This window comes from Sporosarcina sp. FA15, assembly GCF_051550195.1.
Lineage (GTDB): Bacteria > Bacillota > Bacilli > Bacillales_A > Planococcaceae > Sporosarcina > Sporosarcina psychrophila.
Map to the genome: position 1 here is coordinate 2,722,059 of NZ_CP188818.1, position 18,586 is coordinate 2,740,644.

Consider the following 18,586-nt stretch of genomic DNA (forward strand, 5'->3'; position numbering starts at 1 on the left):
ACCCACCCCCTACCATAGACTTGTCTCATTCACTTTTTTCGCAATCTGATTGACCATTATCAGCATACAGAAGTTAATGAGCGAGTTGAATAGTCCTACTGCTGCAGAGAAGCTATATTGCGCTTCCAATATTCCGCTTCGATACACAAATGTCGAGATGACATCTGATGTCACCATATTCAAGTCATTTTGCATAAGGTATACTTTTTCAAATCCAACAGCCATAACAGACCCTGCATTCAAAATGAAGAGAATGACGATTGTAGGCATGATCGCAGGAATATTAATGTTAATAATCCGTTGGAACCTTGATGCACCATCAATCATTGCTGCTTCATGTTGAGAAGGATCTACTGCAGCTAATGCCGCAATGTAAATAATTGAACTCCAACCCATCGTTTGCCAGACGTCTGACAATACATACAAACTTTTAAACCAAGCTGGCTCCGTTATAAAATCGATTGGTGTCCCACCGAAAATTCGAACCACCTGATTGACTAGCCCCTCTGTTTTCAAGAACAGTAGCATCATTCCCACAACAACGACTGTTGAAAGGAAATGCGGTGCGTAGATAACTGTCTGTACGAATTTTTTATAACGTAAACTTTTCACTTCATTTAATAGGAGCGCCAATATAATCGGAACTGGGAATGATACCAATAAAGTGAAAATACCAATTCCGACTGTATTTTTAATAAGTCTCCAGAAATAGTAACTATCAAAGAATCGCTCAAAGTGCTTAAATCCTACCCAAGGGCTGCCCGTAACCCCTTTATTCGCAATGAAATCTTTAAATGCAATTTGCAAACCGTAGAGCGGGAAGTAATGGAACACAAGAAAGTATAGAATGACTGGTGTTAGTAATACATAAAGTTCCCAGTTTTTCCGGATTTCCTTTTTCCATCCAATTCCCTTTTTTCTTTTCCTCGCGTTCTCGGGACCCTGATTATTTTGAGGACTTTTAAACATCCTCTTTCCCTCACTTAAGCCATTCTTCTCTGCAGACCCTACCCTCTCACTAATATTCGTCATGATCAGACCCCTTTTCCTCCAAACACATTCAGCTGTGTACGATGCTAGATTCTTGTGAAACCCTGACGACTTTACCACCTGCACGAATTGACTCTGTTGCTGCACATCCAACCGCTACACTCATTCTTCCAGCGAAAGGCGTAGTAAGAGGCTCTTTACCATGAAGGATTAAATCAATAAAGTCTTGCGTTATTTTCGGATCTGCCCCACCATGGCTACCTTCTTCTTGTTTCAAATCGTATGTGACATCACTTAGCTCTTTCCATGTGTTTGTTTTACGCGTTTTCAAGTGTATTTTTCCGTTAACATCATCATTCTCTATACGTCCTTCTGTTCCAATGAATGTGTAGTTACGATTATAATCTGGTGTGAAGTGACATTGAAGATACGATGCCTTAATGCCGCCCTCAAGTTCCATAATAAGCATGTTATTGTCTTCCACATCGATTTCTTCTCGGAATGCACATTGCGTAAATGTATGTGCTACATACTCAGGGCACGTATTCTTTAACTCACACTCGGGACATGTTAAGTCGTTCGGCATATCCCCTCCGTAGTAATCAAGGCTCCCAAATGCAGAAACCTTTGTCGTATACTTGCCTGAAATCCAATGGATAACGTCAAGGTCATGTGAACCTTTCTGTAACAGAAGTGACGTTGTATTTTCTGATTTCCCGTGCCAATCGTGGTAGTAGAAATAACCGCCAAAGCCGACGAAGTGACGAACCCAAATTGCTTTTAATTCCCCAATTGCACCTGAGTCAATTAATTCCTTCATCGTCTGGTACATGCTCATATAACGCATATTGAAACCGACCATCAAGTGCTTGCCTGATTTCTCCCACGCTTCAATAATTCGGTCACATCCCTCGACCGTAATAGCAAGTGGTTTTTCAGAATAGACATGTTTACCTGCTTCAAGAGCCGCGATAACATGTTCTTCATGCAAATAATCCGGCGACAATACGGCAACCGCATCGATATCATTACGCTTTAACAGTTCTTTATAGTCATTTGTTTGATATAACGGTGTCTCATATTTCTCTTGGAACTTGGCAATGCGTTCATTAGAAATATCTGCAATTGCAACAACTTCAGATTCCCCTTCCGACTTATGCCAGTAGTGTGCAAGTCCACCGCGTAAACCCGCTCCTATAATTCCCATTCTTACTTTCTTCATGTCCCCACCCCATCTATATCCAAATTTTTTCACTTTGGGTACTTATCCCCCGATTTCAGGAAAACGTTTTCCTTATGTACCTAATGAAATTAATTACCTGTTTTCATGTCGATTGACGTACTACTAATTTAAATGGTAATAACGTTTTTAAATCAATGTTCGGATGGTCTTCAATTTGGTTAATTAGCGTTTTTGCCGCGATTACACCCATTTCATATTGTGGAATCGATATTGTTGTCAATGAAGGATGGACATATTGAGCCATTTCATTATTATCGATCCCAATAAACCCGATATCATCAGGTATAGTAAGTCCAAGTTCATGTGCTGCCCGCATCGCCGCAATCGCCAACAAATCCCCCGCGCATAATAGAGCAGTTGGACGATTAGTTGATGGTTGACTCAATAAATCCATCGCCGACTTATAACTTTGCTCCAAACACCAACCTGTATTAATCACCCAACTTTTATCAATAGTCAATCCGAATTCATTCATCGCTTTTTTAAAGCCCTTGAAACGTTTTTCGCTGGCCATATCGGCTCCTATCTCACCGCCCATGAATCCAATACGCTGATGCCCTTTTGACACTAGATGTTCTACAGCCTTCCACGCTGCATCCTCCCGATCATAATCTACAGTTGAAATCGCATGATCACTGTAGTTAAAATCAACACCCACAACAGGAAGTAAATCTTTAATCTCAAGAAGAACTTTTTCATCCACTTTATCAATTAGTAATATCCCTTCAACTTCCTTTTCACGAATCATCTGATGGAAAAGTGCCTCATCTTCCAAATCCTCATTACTTAGCAGCAGCAACGTGTATCCAGCGCTATTCAATGTTTCGCTGATACCAGAATAGATTTTAGAAAAATACGGATTTGTTTCTGCAAGGCGTGGACTAGCTAGCCACGCAATTCTCTTCGTTCTTTTTTTCTGTTGCCTAGAAGATGCAACAAGATGCCGCGCATACTCATTTGGCGTATATCCTAACTCTTTTACTGCCTGCCAAACTTTTTTCTTTGTTTCAGGATTCACATTTCGAGAAGAATCATTTTTAATCACACGGGAAACAGTTGTAACTGAAACACCCACATACTCTGCAATATCTTTTAATCTCACCATTTTATTTACCTCTTTCTTTTGCAACCGTTTTCTTTTACATTATTGTACTACAAATTTCCATGTAGTTTAGTACAATAGTAAACTCACAGCAGTTCGTGGATGGGTTGTAGGTACAACTTTAGGTAAAAAATATGTGAGGTACTTCCCTATAGTTGGAAAATTGTTATTACAAATAATATATAGTCTATTTTTACGGGTGTCAACATGTTTTTTAAATAGTCTATCAAATAAGATTACTAACTCTAAGTTACATCACAATACAACTGTGTTACGCATCCCCTTATATTAATTGATGGTCCCTGGCATATAAAAGTTGGGACTTCAATTCGATACTGACCGTATATCTCCCGTCTTCTCATTATTAGTAAACCGTAGTATGCAAAAGTATCTTATATTCCCTATCAGCACTTTCCCACTCAATTTTCATCTTTTGCAAGCTTAAGCTCCGTCAAAAGTTTCGATTACATCAATAAACGGACAAGCAACTAATGCTCACCCTATCGATAAATCTCTTCACTTATTACCCCTCAGTATTTAAAAAGCCTTCCCCTGATTTTCTTCCAAGACGTCCGGTCCTTTCATCTGATTCTCTCCTTTTGAACGTCTTTTAGTTATCTGACTATTTAAACTTTACATCATTCTAGCAATCAGAAAATTAATTTGCAAGTCTTTTTTGAACACCGTTAAAATTTTAAACACGAGTTCAAACGTCAATTTTGATATTCTATGTTCAAAAGTTCTTCTTTAGAGCAATTAAACAAAACTCGTTCAAATATTATGTTTCATTTACTTTCAGGTCAACCACAATTTTTTGCTCGTTAGATATCGTGAACTATGTTTCCTTCAATACCAAAGACATATTATCTTGGTCCAATATAATTAAAAAACACCCAAGACGCATTAATAAATGCAGTTCGGATGTTTCATTGTAAAACAATCAACTTTCAGTGAATTAACGATTGAATCTTGTCGTTCTTTAGCGCATTAAAACCTTTTATGATGTCTTTTATCTTAAACTGTAAGTAATAACTTCTGTCTTTAAAAGCAAATGAATTTATTGTTTTTCGGATTACTTTATATTTAACTTTTCACAACTTCCAAAGTGTTCAATTTACCTATTGGTTTATCAAACACTACTTAGACAACTTAGAACTAGCCCACACTTATCTACCATGTAATTGTCATGTATCTCCTGTATAGTTGAATGCACAACAACCCAATAAATGGAGGTACCAATATGCAAAAGTGGATACCACGAACAGCCATCCTGCTTCTCGCAATCATTATAACGGGATGCAGCCCCGACAAAGATCAGAATCCCAGTGGCAAAACTGATCCAGTAGAAAATCCGACACCTACTAACGAAACCGTCTCCGAAAGCCCTTGGAATGGAGAATGGTTTTTCCTAAGTGACAACATACTTGGCACGCTGCACATTACGGAGAACGATGAATCTGAATTCGACTACAAATTAAGCGGCTTACAGCCAACTACTGAAGACTCTTCTCCGAAGTCACTTACCTTTGAAGGGAACGGAACAATTGATGGCCATCAAGCCGAAGCTACTTGCGAGGCTACCGCAAACTGCAAAATGATCATCAAGATGGACGGCTCAGCGCTTCAGCTCACCATCAATGATGAAATTACTGACGGATCTGAGTTGATACTCAGCGGTGAATACAAAAAATCTACTTCAATAGAAGAAACGCCTATGTTCCGTATGAAAAATGATCAATTCCTAATCTACGGCGTTCTACAAGGCGACAAACCGTCGGCAGTGAAAGCAAAGCTTGGCAATCCAGAATCTGAAGGCCCTGATGAAATGATACAAAATTACTGGATTCAACAATACCCTGCGAAAGAATTACTCGTAACGTATTACGACGATTGGGTAGAAACAATTTCTTTCACAACAACAAAAGAAGCTCTTGAGGCGGAAATTGCAGAGCACTTTGAAGGCGAACGATATCGCAATAAAGACGGTACCGACTATTTACTAGTACCGCAAAATCAAGATCTTTTACTGTATCGTCCAATCGAAGAGGACCCCTCCACAATCAATGTTCTCGTTACAGTAGCTGACGAAAACTTTTATTATAGTTTGGAGCACGGTGAAATTTCCGTGGTGGAGTAAACAACAAAAAAGTCAGCCAACTTTGAGAGTTGGCTGACTTTTTTTCATTTCAATTGATTGGATTTATTCCCTAAATTCGAGATCCACGATGACAATTGATTTTTTCAATTAAGATACTAATTTCCTTCTTCGCCAAGACTTCGATACATACTAAATCTACCTAGATGCAATGGTATTCATTCTTATTGAATACAACAAAGTTTTCAAATTCAATTCTAATTCGTGTGATTGCGAGGCATTATTATTGAATCTTTTCTTGTTTTTTCAATTTAACTGAAGACATATCGAAGCAACTTGCCCGACTATCGGGTGTCCCATATATCGGACCGGATATTGTGGTAACGTCACTCGTCACAATCTATGATGTATTGCTTACATTGAAGATGCAGTAATTTTAAAAAACAAACGCCGGTGCCTGTGTATGAAATTAGTTTCCGCCATCTTTCTAATGATGTCTAATCGCCTGATCTGAGGATATAACATTAACCTCCATTAGAATACGCCAATACTTGGTATACAAATAAGGAGCTGTTTGTCACACAGCCCCTTGTTTATTATTTCAAATGATATATTAACGGTATCCAGCTAATGATGGTAAGAATGATGAAAACCATGGGAAATAGGTTACCAGCATAAGAACAACAAAAATCGCTCCATAAAACCTTAAAAGATGTGGCATAACTTTTTCCAGTTTCCTATCGGCCACTTTAATACCGGCAAAAAGAATATTCCCTACTGGCGGGGTAATCGTTCCAATACAGAGATTAAACGTAAGCATAATTCCAAAATGTAAAGGTGTCATTCCTAATGCCAAGCAAACAGGAAGTAAAATAGGTGTGAAAATTAAAATCGCAGGTGTAAGATCCAAAAATGTACCTACAAATAGTAATAAAAGATTTATCGCCAACAAGATAATGATAGGATTATCAGAAATCCCCAATATGACATCAGCCATCATGTTAGGTATTCCAGTAAACGACATGACCCAGCCCATAATATTAGAAGCGCCGATTAAGAACATAATAATCGCTGACAACTTCGCGCTATCAACTAGAATTGTATATAATTCTTTAATTTTTAATGTTTTATAAAATATAGTGGATAAAAGCAAGGTGTAGACTACTGCGAATGCAGCACTTTCTGTAGCAGTGAATATACCACCAACAATCCCACCAATAACTATAATAATCAAAAACAGGCTGGGGATTGCATCTAGTGTAACTTTAATAAATTCCTTAAATGATATTGGTTTTGTATCGATATATCCTTTCTTCTTTGTATAAAAATAAGCCACAACCATACAACTTAAACCCCATAATATACCTGGAAGTATGCCTCCAAGAAAAAGAGCTGCAACTGAAGTTCCACCACTCACCAACGCGTAGGTTATTAAAGCAGTACTGGGTGGAATTAACAGTCCAGTAGGTGCGGTTGCGATGTTAATTGCTGCTGTAAAATCCTCATCATAGCCCTTCTCTTTTTGAATAGGACTCATGATTGTTCCCATTGCAGATACAGCCGCTGTTCCCGAGCCAGATACTGATCCAAATAGCATATTAGCTACTACATTAGTATGAGCTAATGAGCCCGGAATCCTCCCTGTCATTGCAGTTGCTAGATTGATTAAACGAAGGGCAATGCCCCCCTTATTCATTATATTTCCCGCCAGAATAAAGAAAGGTATTGCTAATAGTGTAAAGATATTAATCCCCTGAAACATTTTTAATGCAGAGGAAGGAACCGCTGCCGAAAAACCCAACGATTGTGTAATAGCTAATATTGATGCAACAATCAATGTGATGCCAATTGGAATACCAAGTAGTAGTAGAACAACAATCGTCACAAGGATCAATAAAGCTGCTGATACCGCTACGCTCATTGTAATTCCTCCTTTTCGCGATCGTTAAATTTCTGGATAGATTGAATGATATTTAATAAATTGTAGATTATTATCAAAATACCACTGAGTGGAAGAATTGCATAAACAAAGTCCATAGTAATATTTAAAGTAGGTGAAGTCTGTAGTGCACCTACTCCGACAAAATCTATTCCTCCGACTAAAAAGACAATTACTGCAATCGCTATAATCAGCAATTCAGTAAAAATTGATAAGACAAGCCCAGCTGATCCTTTAAATTTATCTGAAAGTAGGGACAGTCTCATATGGTCTTTTTGTCCAAAGACGAGTGCAGCGCCTAGCAAGGAAACCCAAACAAATGAATAACTCAGCATATCTTCTGACATTGTACTCGGAGCTTTGAAGACGTACCGCGTAATTACCTGGTACGTCGCAAGTAAAGTCATAAAAGCTAATAATAGTGCACATATCGCAGCAAGGACTTTATCCATAATGCTTCTTATATTTTCCATTATCATCCTCTCCTTTCATTTAGTTCTGGATGTTTTGGACTATGTCATACAGGGTTTGCAATTCCGGATTTCCATTCAATAACTTTTCTTTTACCGGCTTTTGTAGTTCTTCAAATGGTTCTTTATCCACTGTAATAAACTCTACTCCCATCAGTGTTGCCTCCTGGATTGCTTCTGTAATCTGATTGTCCCATTCTCCATTTGCAACTTCGGTACTCAATTTAAAAGCATTTTGGAAAACTTCTTCTTCTTCATCCGTCAATGAATCCAAAAACTTTGTACTTGCCACAAACATATCTGTAAAAATCTGATGTTCTGTCCGAGAATAGTATTTTGCAACCTCTCCATGCTTCATATTAACTAGTGCCATCTCAGGATTCACTCCAGCATCAATCACCTTATTTTGTAATGCAGTATAGACTTCACCGTATGCTAAAACAACTGCCGCTGCATCAAAGCCTTGTACCATCTTTACGTTCGCCTCACTTGACTGCACACGAACCTTCAAGCCTTTCAGGTCTTTCGGTGTTTCAATTTTCTTCGATGAATAGAAATTATTAACACCATTAGCAAACCAAGTGACTCCCTGAATTCCCTTATCAGCTGTAGACTCGTAAATCTTGTCTATAAATTCTTCTTCGTCCATAACTTTGCGAAAACTTGCTTCATCTTTAAATAAATAAGGTAAACTGAAAATCTTATATTCATCAGCAAATGCTTCTAAATTGCTTCCACTTGTAACAACCATGTCCAAGGATCCCATCTGTAGTAATTCAAGCGCCTCTGAATTTCCACCAATTACACCATTGGTAAATATTTTTATTTCAATTCTGTCGCCCAGTTTTTCCTCTACATACTCTTTAAATGCATTTAAACCTAGAACGATGGAATGGTTTTCCGGCTGAACTGTAGCTATGCTGATAATTCGTTTTCTGCCTATTTCTTCACCACTAACCGAAGAAGAACATCCAGCTACTACTAGCATCAAAAACAAGCATAGAATGACAGCTGTAAATTTTTTAATCTTTTTCATATAATCATCCTCCTATACAATATTTCGTTACCTCTCACTATTCTTCCTTTACAACAAGAGAGCTTAATAGATTAAATAAGAAGTAGTTGCTAAATGTTTCATCTTAGCCACACATTGTAAGCGCTTACTTTATATGACGGTTTATTATTCTGTGTAGACATTTTTGTAATTTAAGTGCTTTCACAAGTTACAAACCATATAGAAACCTCTTGGTACATAGAGTTGTTCTTTTCGCCATCAAACGGGAACAACTTATGATATCAAGAGGTTTTTTATTAATATTTCTTTGTGAATGATTTACCTAGTTATACTAGCAATTCGCCATCTTTCATAATGAAGCGATCGTCAATCTCGCAGGTCACGGTCTTAATTACCAAATCCAAATGCAATGGGGAGTTTACATGACCACCAAAGTTCAAATTCTTTCCAATACCAATATGGATATTTCCAAAAGAACCTTCATCCGGCGCCATATGCCCACAGAGGAAATTCTCTTTATTTAATCCGAGACCGAGTTCTGCAATATTATAAACTGTCGGATCATTGAAATCAGCTAAGAGTTTACGTAATATATCTGCTTCACGCCCACCCAATATTTCTGTAATAAACCCGTCCTTCACAATACATTTGACTGGCTCATCAATTAAGTTTAATAAAGGATGTGGAATACTTCCGTCAAATACTAATACACCATTAGCTGTCCCTTCAACCGGTCCCAACGCAACTTCTGCATTCGGAGGAAATGAAGCAGCTCCAGGCACAATTGCCGTTCCATGATCCAAAACAGGCTCACGTCCTTCTATACTACAAACCATATTGGTTCCACCAGGTGCAGTAAGTGTAAACGTTTTCCCTTTATAAAAAGGAGCCACACGATTAACTACCCTTGTAACCTCGTCAAAATCCGCCGTTAATCCTCCTGACTCAAACATATGAAGGGCATAATCCTGAAGTCCAATCCAGCGTAATCGTCCATTTTTACTTGCATCTAAACGGGCTTTTGAATGATATAGAGACATCGTGGTTGCACCAAACGCAACATCGCAATTATTTAATGCTGCTGTGACAGCTTCCGTAGGTTCAGCACCGTGCCCTTCCCTTGGCGTCATTACAATCATAGTTGTTTCAAAAAACATTTTAGCATATTTATATACGAACTCACCGATTTCTTTTTTATTATCATCAGTGATGACAAGTACCTTTTCTCCTTCTTTTAAATGTGTAATACTAGTAAACAATTGTCTGATACCCAATGGCACTTCTTTTAGCATTTCTTTCATAGCTCTTTTCTCCTTTTGGTGTCAATTTTTAATTTACGACTTCATCATTTTACTTCAACAACAATTTCAACTTCTACAGGTGTTCCTCCTGGAAGTGAAGCTGTTCCCATAGAAACCCTACTGTGTTTCCCCGCTTCACCAAATACTTCATTCACCAAAGCAGACACTGCATCCATAACTTCCGGCTGCTCAATGAAATCTGCTGTACTTGCCACATAACCTTTTATATTGACAATTTTCTTAATACCATCAAGGCTTCCCATCATATTCCTTACTGTTGCTAAACAGTTTACGAAGGCAATCTTAGCTGCGTCTTGGGCCTCTTCAATAGCAATTGTGTCACCAACAATTCCTTGATACTTCAAAATGCCATCCACCTTCGCAGCATTTCCTGATACAAAAATCAAATTACCTGTTCTAACTCCGCCCTCAAATAATCGCTTATTTTGTTTTACTTGTTCAGGAAGTTTATATCCTTCGTTCTCTAATCTTTCTTCATAACCCATAATTATTTCTCCCTTCCACCCAATAACAATAAGAATACTCCGAGTAATTTTCTTTTGAACCAATCTGCTTTCTGCTGTGATATTGCATTATTTCGAGCGCTGTACAGCATCGTAAGCCTCGTATTATACTAAGATATTCTTTTATTAATTCATCCGCGGGTTTCAACATTATCGTATCTTCCCTTCTTCATTTATAATACTACGAATTATCACATAACTACCAATACTTATTTCTACCTGAATACATAGCTTTTATCTATGGTTGTTGGTATAGTTTTAGAAATCATTCGAAAGTAAAGACAATAAAACTGACTTTTTCTTTCGTAAATGACATTTCATTTTTTCATCAATTTTAGAAGATGGAAAAATCGCAATAAGCAGTTGATTGCTACCTAGCGAGGAATAAAACATTTTAGGCTTAAAAACATGAGGAGGACAGATAGACATGAACTTTAATAATCTTTACTATTTTAAGATAATGGCAGAATTCCAGCATTATACACAAGCGGCCAAATTCCTTTGCATTACGCAGCCTAGTTTAAGTCGTGCCATGTCAATACTGGAAGAAGATTTAGGGGTTGCGCTGTTTGAAAAAGAGGGCCGCAATGTTCGTCTGACAAAGTATGGTAGATTGTTAAGCTCTTATGTTTCAAAGGGATTTCATGAAATTGAACTCGGTTATGATTTGCTACATCAATTTAAGAAAAAGGATTCTGGGATCATCGATTTTAGTTTCTTATTTGTACTGGGATATCATTTTGTACCTATACTAATTAAAAACTTTCTTGCCGATATAAATCACAAAAATATCACAATAAATTTCCATCAATGCGATACCGCGACCAGTATAAAAAAGATAAAAGACGGTTCCGTGGATCTTGGATTTTGCACCTATATGCCTAATGAACCCGATATAAATTTCACACCCGTTCTCAAGCAAAATTTGGTTTGTATCACATCTTTAAATCATCCATTGGCAAATCAAACTTCATTATCTATGGAAGAATTATTGCCTTACCCAATTATCAGTTATACTGAGTCAGCGGGAGAAATTCAAAGTTTCATCAATCGACTTTTTTCCGGTTGTTCTAAAAAACCTAATCATTTTTGTACTATGGCGGAAGAAATCACTATGGCTGGATTAGTTTCTACTAATCATAATAATTGTATTGCAATCGTACCCGATCTGGATGTTCTTGATAGTTTCTCCATTAAAAAGATTCCTATTGATCACCCTAATGCATTTAGAAATATTTATCTCGCTACTTCTAAAATTCATCCCACGTTACCATGCATAGAGGTTTTTTTCAATTTCATTCTCCAGTACGCAAATTTCTTAAATGAAAAACATGAAGATCTTTCACTCTGAAGGAAATTTAATGGGTAACGGTAAACCCATTCATTTGAATTTGGTATGAACATAAATAAACGTCAACTAATGCCCATCTAAACTTGCAGGCATTAGTTGACGTTTACTATTAGTATAATTACTTCTTTTCGTAATCCTTCAAAATTTTATTTCTCACATAGCTAAGATGCTTATACATTTGTGTAAAGGATTCAAAAGGATCTCTTCTTTTTAATGCTTCATAGATTGCGATATGATGCTCAATTGTAATTTCCGGTTCCCGATAGCTAATTAAGCTATCCGTTTTTTCATGTGTTACAAGCAGGGAATCAATCATTCCCTCAACCACAGGATTATCTGCACTTTGTGCAATAATCCTGTGGAACTCTTTATCTAAACGACCATAATCACCGTCCGCATTCTCTTGTATGGAATCAATGGTCTCCCTTAACCTTTCAAGTTGGTCATCCGTTATTTTTTCAGCTGCAATCGTGACCAAACCCAATTCCAAGGCCATACGCGCTTCGATGATGGCAGGTACATTATTAATAGATAATGCAAGCATAACATTGAATGGATTACTGCCGACCTTGTTATTTATAAATGTACCTCCACGTGGTCTCCTCGTAATGATCTCCAATGTCTCCAATGAACTCAGTGCTTCGCGTAATACAGGTCGGCTTACATCAAACTGCTTCATTAATGACATTTCTGCCGGCAACTTATCCCCCGGTTTCAATTGTCCACTCATCAACAGGTGTACAATTTGTTCTAGCACCTGTTGTGACAATGTACTTCTACGGATAGTATCCATTTTATATTCCTGCATACCACCCCTCCTCTCAAAACTATCCTATTCTTTCTTCATGTTTTCATTATTACCACATTGGACTAAACTTCTCAATTCGGGAACCATGTTCTCATTATAGCCAAATGTTTTTGACTGGATCATTTCAGCGCATTCAGAAATTGCAGCATGCGAATCGACAAATAAATAATCCGCCTCATTAATAATTGTATCAGGAAATCCCTGCATAAATGACTTAAAGGAACCTGAAGCTGCGAAATGCTTTCCAGTTAAATCAATCTGCCCGTCAAAGGGGATAACAGGCTCCACGGAAGTCGTTGTTGTAATAATCAATTGAGCCTCTTTCAAAATTGTTTCGGGTTCAGCAACTTCAAATTGGACGGATGGAAATTCACCCTTGGCTTCCTCTAAAAAAGAATCTAGTCATTCCTTACTACGATTATACACTAAGCGCGCTGTATCGGCCGAACTACACAAGCGGTCTGCAAATGGCTAAACCCCTGATCTCATGTGCCAATGACGCCAATTGTATCAGTTTAATCGGAGGCCAAGTATTTCATACCTAAACCACTTACAGCGTCGGTTCGCATTGCTGTAATCGCTCTGGTATCCATAAGAACAAGTGGTTTCATCGTTTCTATGTCACTTAATAGAAAAATCCCCCTCAATCTAGCTTCATTATCAGAGGTGATTTCAATTAGTTTTGTCCATTATAGTTCTCATAAAATGAAGGCATTTACAAAGCCGAATTTTTACCTTCATTTATAAATAATCGCTCTGGGAGCAATGAACGTTTTTCCCCTTCCTGTAAGTAATACGCTTAGATTGTTTCAATAATGCCGCTCACCGAAATGAGTCTCCTAATTTCTTGGTCATTAATGTAATGCACGTTATCCCTTCTCATCATTACTCGAGACCATACATCCACTTCAGCAAAAAATCAAACGACTAAAAAAAGGCATGTAAAAATGAGGAGTTAGCTTTTCATCGCATAACTCCTCTGCTTGGATCTTATTTAATAAATACAGTTTTAATAGAAGTGAAAAATTCAATTGCAGCTCTACCCTGTTCCCGGGAATGAGAACTGGATTGCTTCATACCACCGAACGGAGCTTGTAATTCAACGCCCGCACTTTCTGCATTGATCCGCACTAAGCCAGCATCCATTTCGTTAATGAAGGACAACATATTCCCTATGTTTGTTGTAAAAATAGAAGCACTTAGTCCATATTCCGAGTCATTTGCCAGTTCCAGAGCTTCCTCCAGTGTATCCACTTTCAAGAGTGCAAGAACGGGACCGAAGATTTCTTCTCTGACAATCGTCAAATCGGGCGAAGTACTTTCAAAAACGGTAGGTTCCACGTAATATCCTTTATTTTCAAGTACTCGATTTCCACCGAATAACAATGTCGCCCCTTCTTCTTTTCCTTTTTCAATATAGGAAAGAACGGTATTCAACTGGCCTTCGCTGGCACAAGGTCCCATCCACGTACCTGATTCAAGACCGTCTCCGACATTAATTTCCGCCACTTTTTCAAGCAACTTTTCTTTAAATCTATCGTATACCTCTTTTTGAACGATAACACGGCTTGTTGCTGTACATTTTTGGCCAGTAGATTTTAGTCCACCACTGATTGTAGCATCGACTGCCAAATCCAAATCCGCATCACTTGCAACAATAACTGGGTTTTTTCCACCCATCTCAAGTTGATATTTAATTCCCCTTGTAACAGCGCTATGGGCCAGTTGTTTACCGACTGTGTTCGACCCTGTAAACGTAATGGCATCGATTTCACGATGATTTACCATCTCTGTACCAATTTTAGCACCTGAGCCTGTCACCATGTTGATAACACCCGCCGGAAAACCTGCATCGTGCAGGCAGTTAATCACTTTAGCACATGTAATGGCCGTTTCACTTGCAGGTTTAATAACAACTGTATTCCCATAAATAAGTGCTGGGGCCATTTTCCAGAGTGGAATAGCGACCGGGAAATTCCACGGCGTAATAACTCCAACAACCCCTACAGGAACGCGTGTTGTAAACAAAAGTGCTTCGCTATCTGTTGAAGGGATGACGTCCCCGATCGACCGCATTCCCTCGCCAGCATAATATCGTAGGATAGCTACACCACGTGCAGTTTCTCCCTTCGCCTCAGCAAATGTTTTCCCCATTTCTCGGGTCATTGTAGCCGCAATGTCATCGATACGCTCCTCTAATATAGAAGCAGCTTTCAATAAATAATCTCCGCGAACACTTCCTGCTAGTTTACGCCAAGCTTTTTGCGCTATTCGAGCAGAGGTTGCCGCATCATTAAAATCATTGCTTGAGGATAGTTGATACGAACCGACCACTTCACCTTTTATTGCAGGATTTTTACTGACCTCCGTCTGACCTGTATCGGAAGCCACCCATTCGCCGTTAATATAATTTAAGAATGTCGTAGTTTTAGATTCAGTTGTTGTATTCATAATTACCTCCTAGTTTATAGCCTTGGCATGAGTAGGGTATTTCGCCAATGCATTATTAATAATCGATTTTAACTCCTCATAATGCCCCTCTTCCACAGGGGCGATAGGCGCTCGGACATTTGTAGTGACAGGAAGGCCTACGATTTGCATCCCCGCTTTAATAAGTGAAACAGCATACCCTTTTTTCTGTTTCCGAATACGATGAATTGGAAAGATTACTTCTTCATACAATTCATGAACTACTTCGTCATTTCCTTTTAGCAGTGCATCATAATACTTCGCGGAAATGTGAGGGATATAGTTGGAAATAGCCGATGAATAAGAAGTGAATCCAAGGTTTACATACGACGCCATCGTCACTTCTGCTAACGGCATTCCATTGATCCACTCCAGGCGGTCACCAATCAAATGAGTGAGCTCAACATTTAGCTCCATATCACCTAATCCATCTTTATAGCCTACGAGCTGTGGTATTTCACATAGTTTTTGCAAGGTTTTAGGTTCTAAAACACAGTTATCACGTTGATAAACAATTGCATTCAAATTTGTACTTTCTATGATCTTACTCAAGTAATTATAGATTCCGTCTTGAGAAGGATCTATCAAATACGGAGGTAAGATCAGGTAACCTTCAGCCCCAAGTTCTTTAGATATTTGAGCTTGTTCAAGAGCATAAGTAATGTTCCCACCAACACCCGTATAGAGTTGTACTTTCCCCTTAGTCTTTTCTGCTGCAACTTCAACCATTGCTCTATATTCTTCATTGCTTATTGCATGTAATTCCCCTGCACCACACGCGACAAAAACCGATTTCAACCCATTATCAATTAAAAACTCAATGTTTTCACCTAACGCATGTAAATCCAATTTACCTTCTGCATCCATTGGAGCAACTGGGAACCCTAAAATTCCTTTTGGTGCTCTCCTACTAAATGTACTCATGTTAATTCCACCCCTCAAAATTGTATTTATTCTATATGTCATATTGTAAGACAATAATAATTATCTGTCAACTCTTTTAAAAATACGCTTGAAAAAAAGCTCCACATTTAAATTGTTATACCAAACGTATAAGTAGAATTCGGACTGAATTATGTAGTTTTACTATCATTAGTGATACAGTGATTTTGGGCTAAGGTTGTTTCATGTACATCTGGCTGAGAATAGAATCCTGTTTCCTGTAATCCACCAATCTATAAATGCATTCCCAATGTATCGCGTGAATCATGCTCAGCAACACATTGTCGCATTGTAAAACATAAAATAAAGTGTGATTATGGAATTGATAACACCATATGTCTAGCATACGAAGCTGGCCAACTGGAACTGAATGTCATGGAACCTTTACTCGTTTTTAACCTACCGTAGTCCATTAACATCATGAATAATGGATTCCTGATATTTACCGGTTATTATGTTTTAGGAATAAAAGCAAATGAAACACTATGTTTAAAAGAGTGGGGCAGTTATTACAGCCATTACTTCTCATATTGGCTATGAAGCTGCTGCAAAATAGTACGTGAAGCTATTGTAGAGAATAAATTCATCTGTGAACTTTGTAATCAGTACGGGATTTTATCTGAAGAGGAACTAAACCTAATCTTAGATCTTTATTAAATGACCAACCCAGGAATTTCTGGAGGACTGTTATTGAAATAAATAAACAATCCCCCACTTTTCTAAACTGTGGGGGATTGTTTATTATCAATTATAACTACAACTTTTTCAGAACTATATGTAATTTAAACGTGTGTCAGCGGACAGCTATCCCAAATAAGCGAAATCGCAACTGCCTATTCTGTCTGACGAAATTTCGGATAACCAATTAAAATGGCAACAACACCGCAAATTCCGATTAAGACAGGATAAAAAGAATAAGGGATAATACTAACCGGTGATATTGCTGCTAATCCAGCAGCCGCAAGCATTTGCCCTCCATAAGGCAAAATCCCCTGCCAGCTACTTGCGAACATATCAAGTAAACTAGCTGACTTCCTTGGGTCGATCTCATATTCATCCGCGATACTTTTTGCTAATGGCCCAGTAATAATAATCGATATCGTATTATTCGCGGTGGCGATATTAGCCATACTAACTAAACCAGCAATCCCAAACTCAGCCCCTTTTTTCGATTTAATTTTGCTCGTAATGACATATAAAAGATAATCAATACCGCCGTTATATTTGATAATCTCAACGACGCCACCGATTAAGATTGCAATGATTGCTAAATCCTCCATACTAATAATCCCTTCAGCAACTAGTTGTAAAAAACCACCGAAACTGTAAGACCCATCAATCATCCCGATAATTCCAGCAAATAGCGTTCCACCAAGCAAAACAACCAGCACATGTGCACCTAATAACGCCGCTACAAATACCACGATATAAGGGAGTATTTTAAACAACTCATACTGATAGTCCCCACTCAAATCTGCTACATTACCGCGTGTGATTATACCTAGAATAAGCGCTGTAGCAATTGCCCCAGGCAAAACAATCAAGAAGTTTACTTTAAACTTGTCTTTCATTTTTATATTTTGTGTCCTAACCGCCGCAATTGTCGTGTCTGAAATCATCGACAAGTTATCACCAAACATTGCACCCCCGATTACCGTCGCCATCGCCATTGCAAGCGGGATACCCGTTTGACTCGCAATCCCTATTCCAATCGGAGCCAATGCAACAACGGTCCCCATTGACGTTCCCATTGAAATCGAAATAAAGCAGCCAATAACGAACAATCCAACCATCAACAAATTCGTTGGTAATAGGGATAAGCCAAGGTTAACAGTGGATTCGACCGCTCCCATTCCGCTAGCAACTGCAGAAAATGCACCCGCTAAAATAAAGATGACAGCCATTAATATAATATTCGGATGGCCAGCGCCCTTAGTAAATGTCTCCACTTTACTGGACAACTTTTCTTTTCTATTCATCATCAAAGCGATAGCGGCTGCGATTAGTATCGCTACATTCAATGGCATATTTGAAAAGTCTTTTGTGAAAATCCCCGTGCCGATAAATAGCAACACAAAAACAAGTAATGGAAAAAGCGCAAAGGGATTTCCCTTTTTCACTTTAAGTTTTGTCATAAATATTCCTCCTAGTAGTCTGTCGAAATCCCAGAACTTACTGAAAACATAGTATTTCTATATGAATTACAATAACTAATCGTATCCTGCTTTCTTACTGCTGTCAACAGGGCTATTTATAATTATCAGAATTAACGTATAAATTAGTTTACATAGCTAGTTAAAGTGTGATAGGTTAGATGACAAACCTGAGAGGATGATT

Annotated in this window: 16 protein-coding genes and 1 pseudogene; 3 read left to right on the plus strand and 14 right to left on the minus strand. The window is 38.2% G+C overall.

The features are described from left to right. Positions 1–9: 9 nt before the first annotated feature. The 3 genes from ACP8HG_RS12875 to ACP8HG_RS12885 all read right to left on the minus strand — a co-directional run bounded on the left by ACP8HG_RS12875 (position 10) and on the right by ACP8HG_RS12885 (position 3,338). Complete coding sequence (locus ACP8HG_RS12875; protein WP_187047979.1) at positions 10–969, minus strand: ABC transporter permease; 960 nt, start codon at positions 967–969, stop codon at positions 10–12. A 91-nt stretch (positions 970–1,060) separates the two neighbouring features. Further along, complete coding sequence (locus ACP8HG_RS12880; RefSeq protein WP_187045723.1) at positions 1,061–2,212, minus strand: Gfo/Idh/MocA family protein; 1,152 nt, start codon at positions 2,210–2,212, stop codon at positions 1,061–1,063. Positions 2,213–2,315: 103 nt separating this feature from the next. After that, positions 2,316–3,338: a LacI family DNA-binding transcriptional regulator gene (locus tag ACP8HG_RS12885; protein ID WP_342538982.1), complete on the minus strand. Its 1,023-nt coding sequence runs from the start codon at positions 3,336–3,338 to the stop codon at positions 2,316–2,318. Between the two features lie 1,237 nt (positions 3,339–4,575). Here ACP8HG_RS12885 and ACP8HG_RS12890 point away from each other — a divergent pair. Further along, positions 4,576–5,472 (plus strand): hypothetical protein, encoded by an 897-nt coding sequence (locus ACP8HG_RS12890; RefSeq protein ID WP_438296586.1) that lies wholly within the window; start codon positions 4,576–4,578, stop codon positions 5,470–5,472. Positions 5,473–6,043: 571 nt separating this feature from the next. On the opposite strand, the gene ACP8HG_RS12895 is transcribed toward ACP8HG_RS12890, so the two are convergent. From ACP8HG_RS12895 to ACP8HG_RS12915, 5 genes are all read right to left on the minus strand, one after another. Continuing rightward, positions 6,044–7,351 (minus strand): TRAP transporter large permease, encoded by a 1,308-nt coding sequence (locus tag ACP8HG_RS12895; protein WP_438296588.1) that lies wholly within the window; start codon positions 7,349–7,351, stop codon positions 6,044–6,046. Beyond that, positions 7,348–7,842 carry a TRAP transporter small permease gene (locus ACP8HG_RS12900; protein WP_438296590.1) on the minus strand — a complete coding sequence of 165 codons (495 nt, stop codon included), beginning with the start codon at positions 7,840–7,842 and terminating at the stop codon, positions 7,348–7,350. Before ACP8HG_RS12900 ends, ACP8HG_RS12895 begins: the two co-directional genes overlap by 4 nt. A gap of 19 nt (positions 7,843–7,861) precedes the next feature. Continuing rightward, a complete protein-coding gene (locus tag ACP8HG_RS12905; RefSeq protein ID WP_438296592.1) occupies positions 7,862–8,875 on the minus strand; it encodes a TRAP transporter substrate-binding protein in 1,014 nt (337 codons plus the stop codon). Between the two features lie 305 nt (positions 8,876–9,180). Then, positions 9,181–10,155, minus strand: a complete 975-nt coding sequence (locus ACP8HG_RS12910) for an aminopeptidase (RefSeq protein WP_187045733.1) — start codon at positions 10,153–10,155, stop codon at positions 9,181–9,183. 44 nt (positions 10,156–10,199) lie between these two features. Then, entirely contained in the window at positions 10,200–10,661 is a 462-nt protein-coding gene (locus tag ACP8HG_RS12915) for a RidA family protein (protein ID WP_438296594.1), read from the minus strand. Positions 10,662–11,106: 445 nt separating this feature from the next. Between ACP8HG_RS12915 and ACP8HG_RS12920 the strand changes: the two genes are divergently transcribed. Further along, positions 11,107–12,030: a LysR family transcriptional regulator gene (locus ACP8HG_RS12920; protein ID WP_187045735.1), complete on the plus strand. Its 924-nt coding sequence runs from the start codon at positions 11,107–11,109 to the stop codon at positions 12,028–12,030. 118 nt (positions 12,031–12,148) lie between these two features. Here the strand turns inward: ACP8HG_RS12920 and ACP8HG_RS12925 are convergent, their stop codons facing one another. The 5 genes from ACP8HG_RS12925 to kdgD form a co-directional block, all read right to left on the minus strand. After that, a complete protein-coding gene (locus ACP8HG_RS12925; RefSeq protein WP_187045736.1) occupies positions 12,149–12,838 on the minus strand; it encodes a FadR/GntR family transcriptional regulator in 690 nt (229 codons plus the stop codon). A gap of 24 nt (positions 12,839–12,862) precedes the next feature. Continuing rightward, positions 12,863–13,150, minus strand: coding sequence for a hypothetical protein (locus tag ACP8HG_RS12930; protein ID WP_399628889.1), 288 nt, complete (start codon positions 13,148–13,150; stop codon positions 12,863–12,865). A gap of 203 nt (positions 13,151–13,353) precedes the next feature. Next, a complete protein-coding gene (locus ACP8HG_RS12935; RefSeq protein WP_438296597.1) occupies positions 13,354–13,485 on the minus strand; it encodes a hypothetical protein in 132 nt (43 codons plus the stop codon). A gap of 343 nt (positions 13,486–13,828) precedes the next feature. Further along, a complete protein-coding gene (gene gucD / locus ACP8HG_RS12940; protein ID WP_342538990.1) occupies positions 13,829–15,289 on the minus strand; it encodes an alpha-ketoglutaric semialdehyde dehydrogenase GucD in 1,461 nt (486 codons plus the stop codon). 9 nt (positions 15,290–15,298) lie between these two features. Then, positions 15,299–16,231 (minus strand): 5-dehydro-4-deoxyglucarate dehydratase, encoded by a 933-nt coding sequence (gene kdgD, locus ACP8HG_RS12945; protein ID WP_342538991.1) that lies wholly within the window; start codon positions 16,229–16,231, stop codon positions 15,299–15,301. Positions 16,232–16,567: 336 nt separating this feature from the next. On the opposite strand from kdgD, the pseudogene aspA reads away from it, so the two are divergent. Then, positions 16,568–16,906: pseudogene (aspA, locus tag ACP8HG_RS12950) on the plus strand (aspartate ammonia-lyase); the annotation flags it as partial. A 176-nt stretch (positions 16,907–17,082) separates the two neighbouring features. Here aspA and ACP8HG_RS12955 read toward each other — a convergent pair. Then, a complete protein-coding gene (locus ACP8HG_RS12955; protein WP_438296600.1) occupies positions 17,083–18,384 on the minus strand; it encodes a Na+/H+ antiporter NhaC family protein in 1,302 nt (433 codons plus the stop codon). Positions 18,385–18,586: the final 202 nt, after the last annotated feature.

Excerpts from the sequence above, each read along its gene's own strand:
- ACP8HG_RS12875 (WP_187047979.1), bottom strand. The coding sequence starts at position 969 with ATGTTTAAAAGTCCTCAAAATAATCAGGGTCCCGAGAACGCGAGGAAA.
- ACP8HG_RS12880 (WP_187045723.1), bottom strand. The coding sequence starts at position 2,212 with ATGAAGAAAGTAAGAATGGGAATTATAGGAGCGGGTTTACGCGGTGGA.
- ACP8HG_RS12885 (WP_342538982.1), bottom strand. The coding sequence starts at position 3,338 with ATGGTGAGATTAAAAGATATTGCAGAGTATGTGGGTGTTTCAGTTACA.
- ACP8HG_RS12890 (WP_438296586.1), top strand. The coding sequence starts at position 4,576 with ATGCAAAAGTGGATACCACGAACAGCCATCCTGCTTCTCGCAATCATT.
- ACP8HG_RS12895 (WP_438296588.1), bottom strand. The coding sequence starts at position 7,351 with ATGAGCGTAGCGGTATCAGCAGCTTTATTGATCCTTGTGACGATTGTT.
- ACP8HG_RS12900 (WP_438296590.1), bottom strand. The coding sequence starts at position 7,842 with ATGGAAAATATAAGAAGCATTATGGATAAAGTCCTTGCTGCGATATGT.
- ACP8HG_RS12905 (WP_438296592.1), bottom strand. The coding sequence starts at position 8,875 with ATGAAAAAGATTAAAAAATTTACAGCTGTCATTCTATGCTTGTTTTTG.
- ACP8HG_RS12910 (WP_187045733.1), bottom strand. The coding sequence starts at position 10,155 with ATGAAAGAAATGCTAAAAGAAGTGCCATTGGGTATCAGACAATTGTTT.
- ACP8HG_RS12915 (WP_438296594.1), bottom strand. The coding sequence starts at position 10,661 with ATGGGTTATGAAGAAAGATTAGAGAACGAAGGATATAAACTTCCTGAA.
- ACP8HG_RS12920 (WP_187045735.1), top strand. The coding sequence starts at position 11,107 with ATGAACTTTAATAATCTTTACTATTTTAAGATAATGGCAGAATTCCAG.
- ACP8HG_RS12925 (WP_187045736.1), bottom strand. The coding sequence starts at position 12,838 with ATGCAGGAATATAAAATGGATACTATCCGTAGAAGTACATTGTCACAA.
- gucD (WP_342538990.1), bottom strand. The coding sequence starts at position 15,289 with ATGAATACAACAACTGAATCTAAAACTACGACATTCTTAAATTATATT.
- kdgD (WP_342538991.1), bottom strand. The coding sequence starts at position 16,231 with ATGAGTACATTTAGTAGGAGAGCACCAAAAGGAATTTTAGGGTTCCCA.
- ACP8HG_RS12955 (WP_438296600.1), bottom strand. The coding sequence starts at position 18,384 with ATGACAAAACTTAAAGTGAAAAAGGGAAATCCCTTTGCGCTTTTTCCA.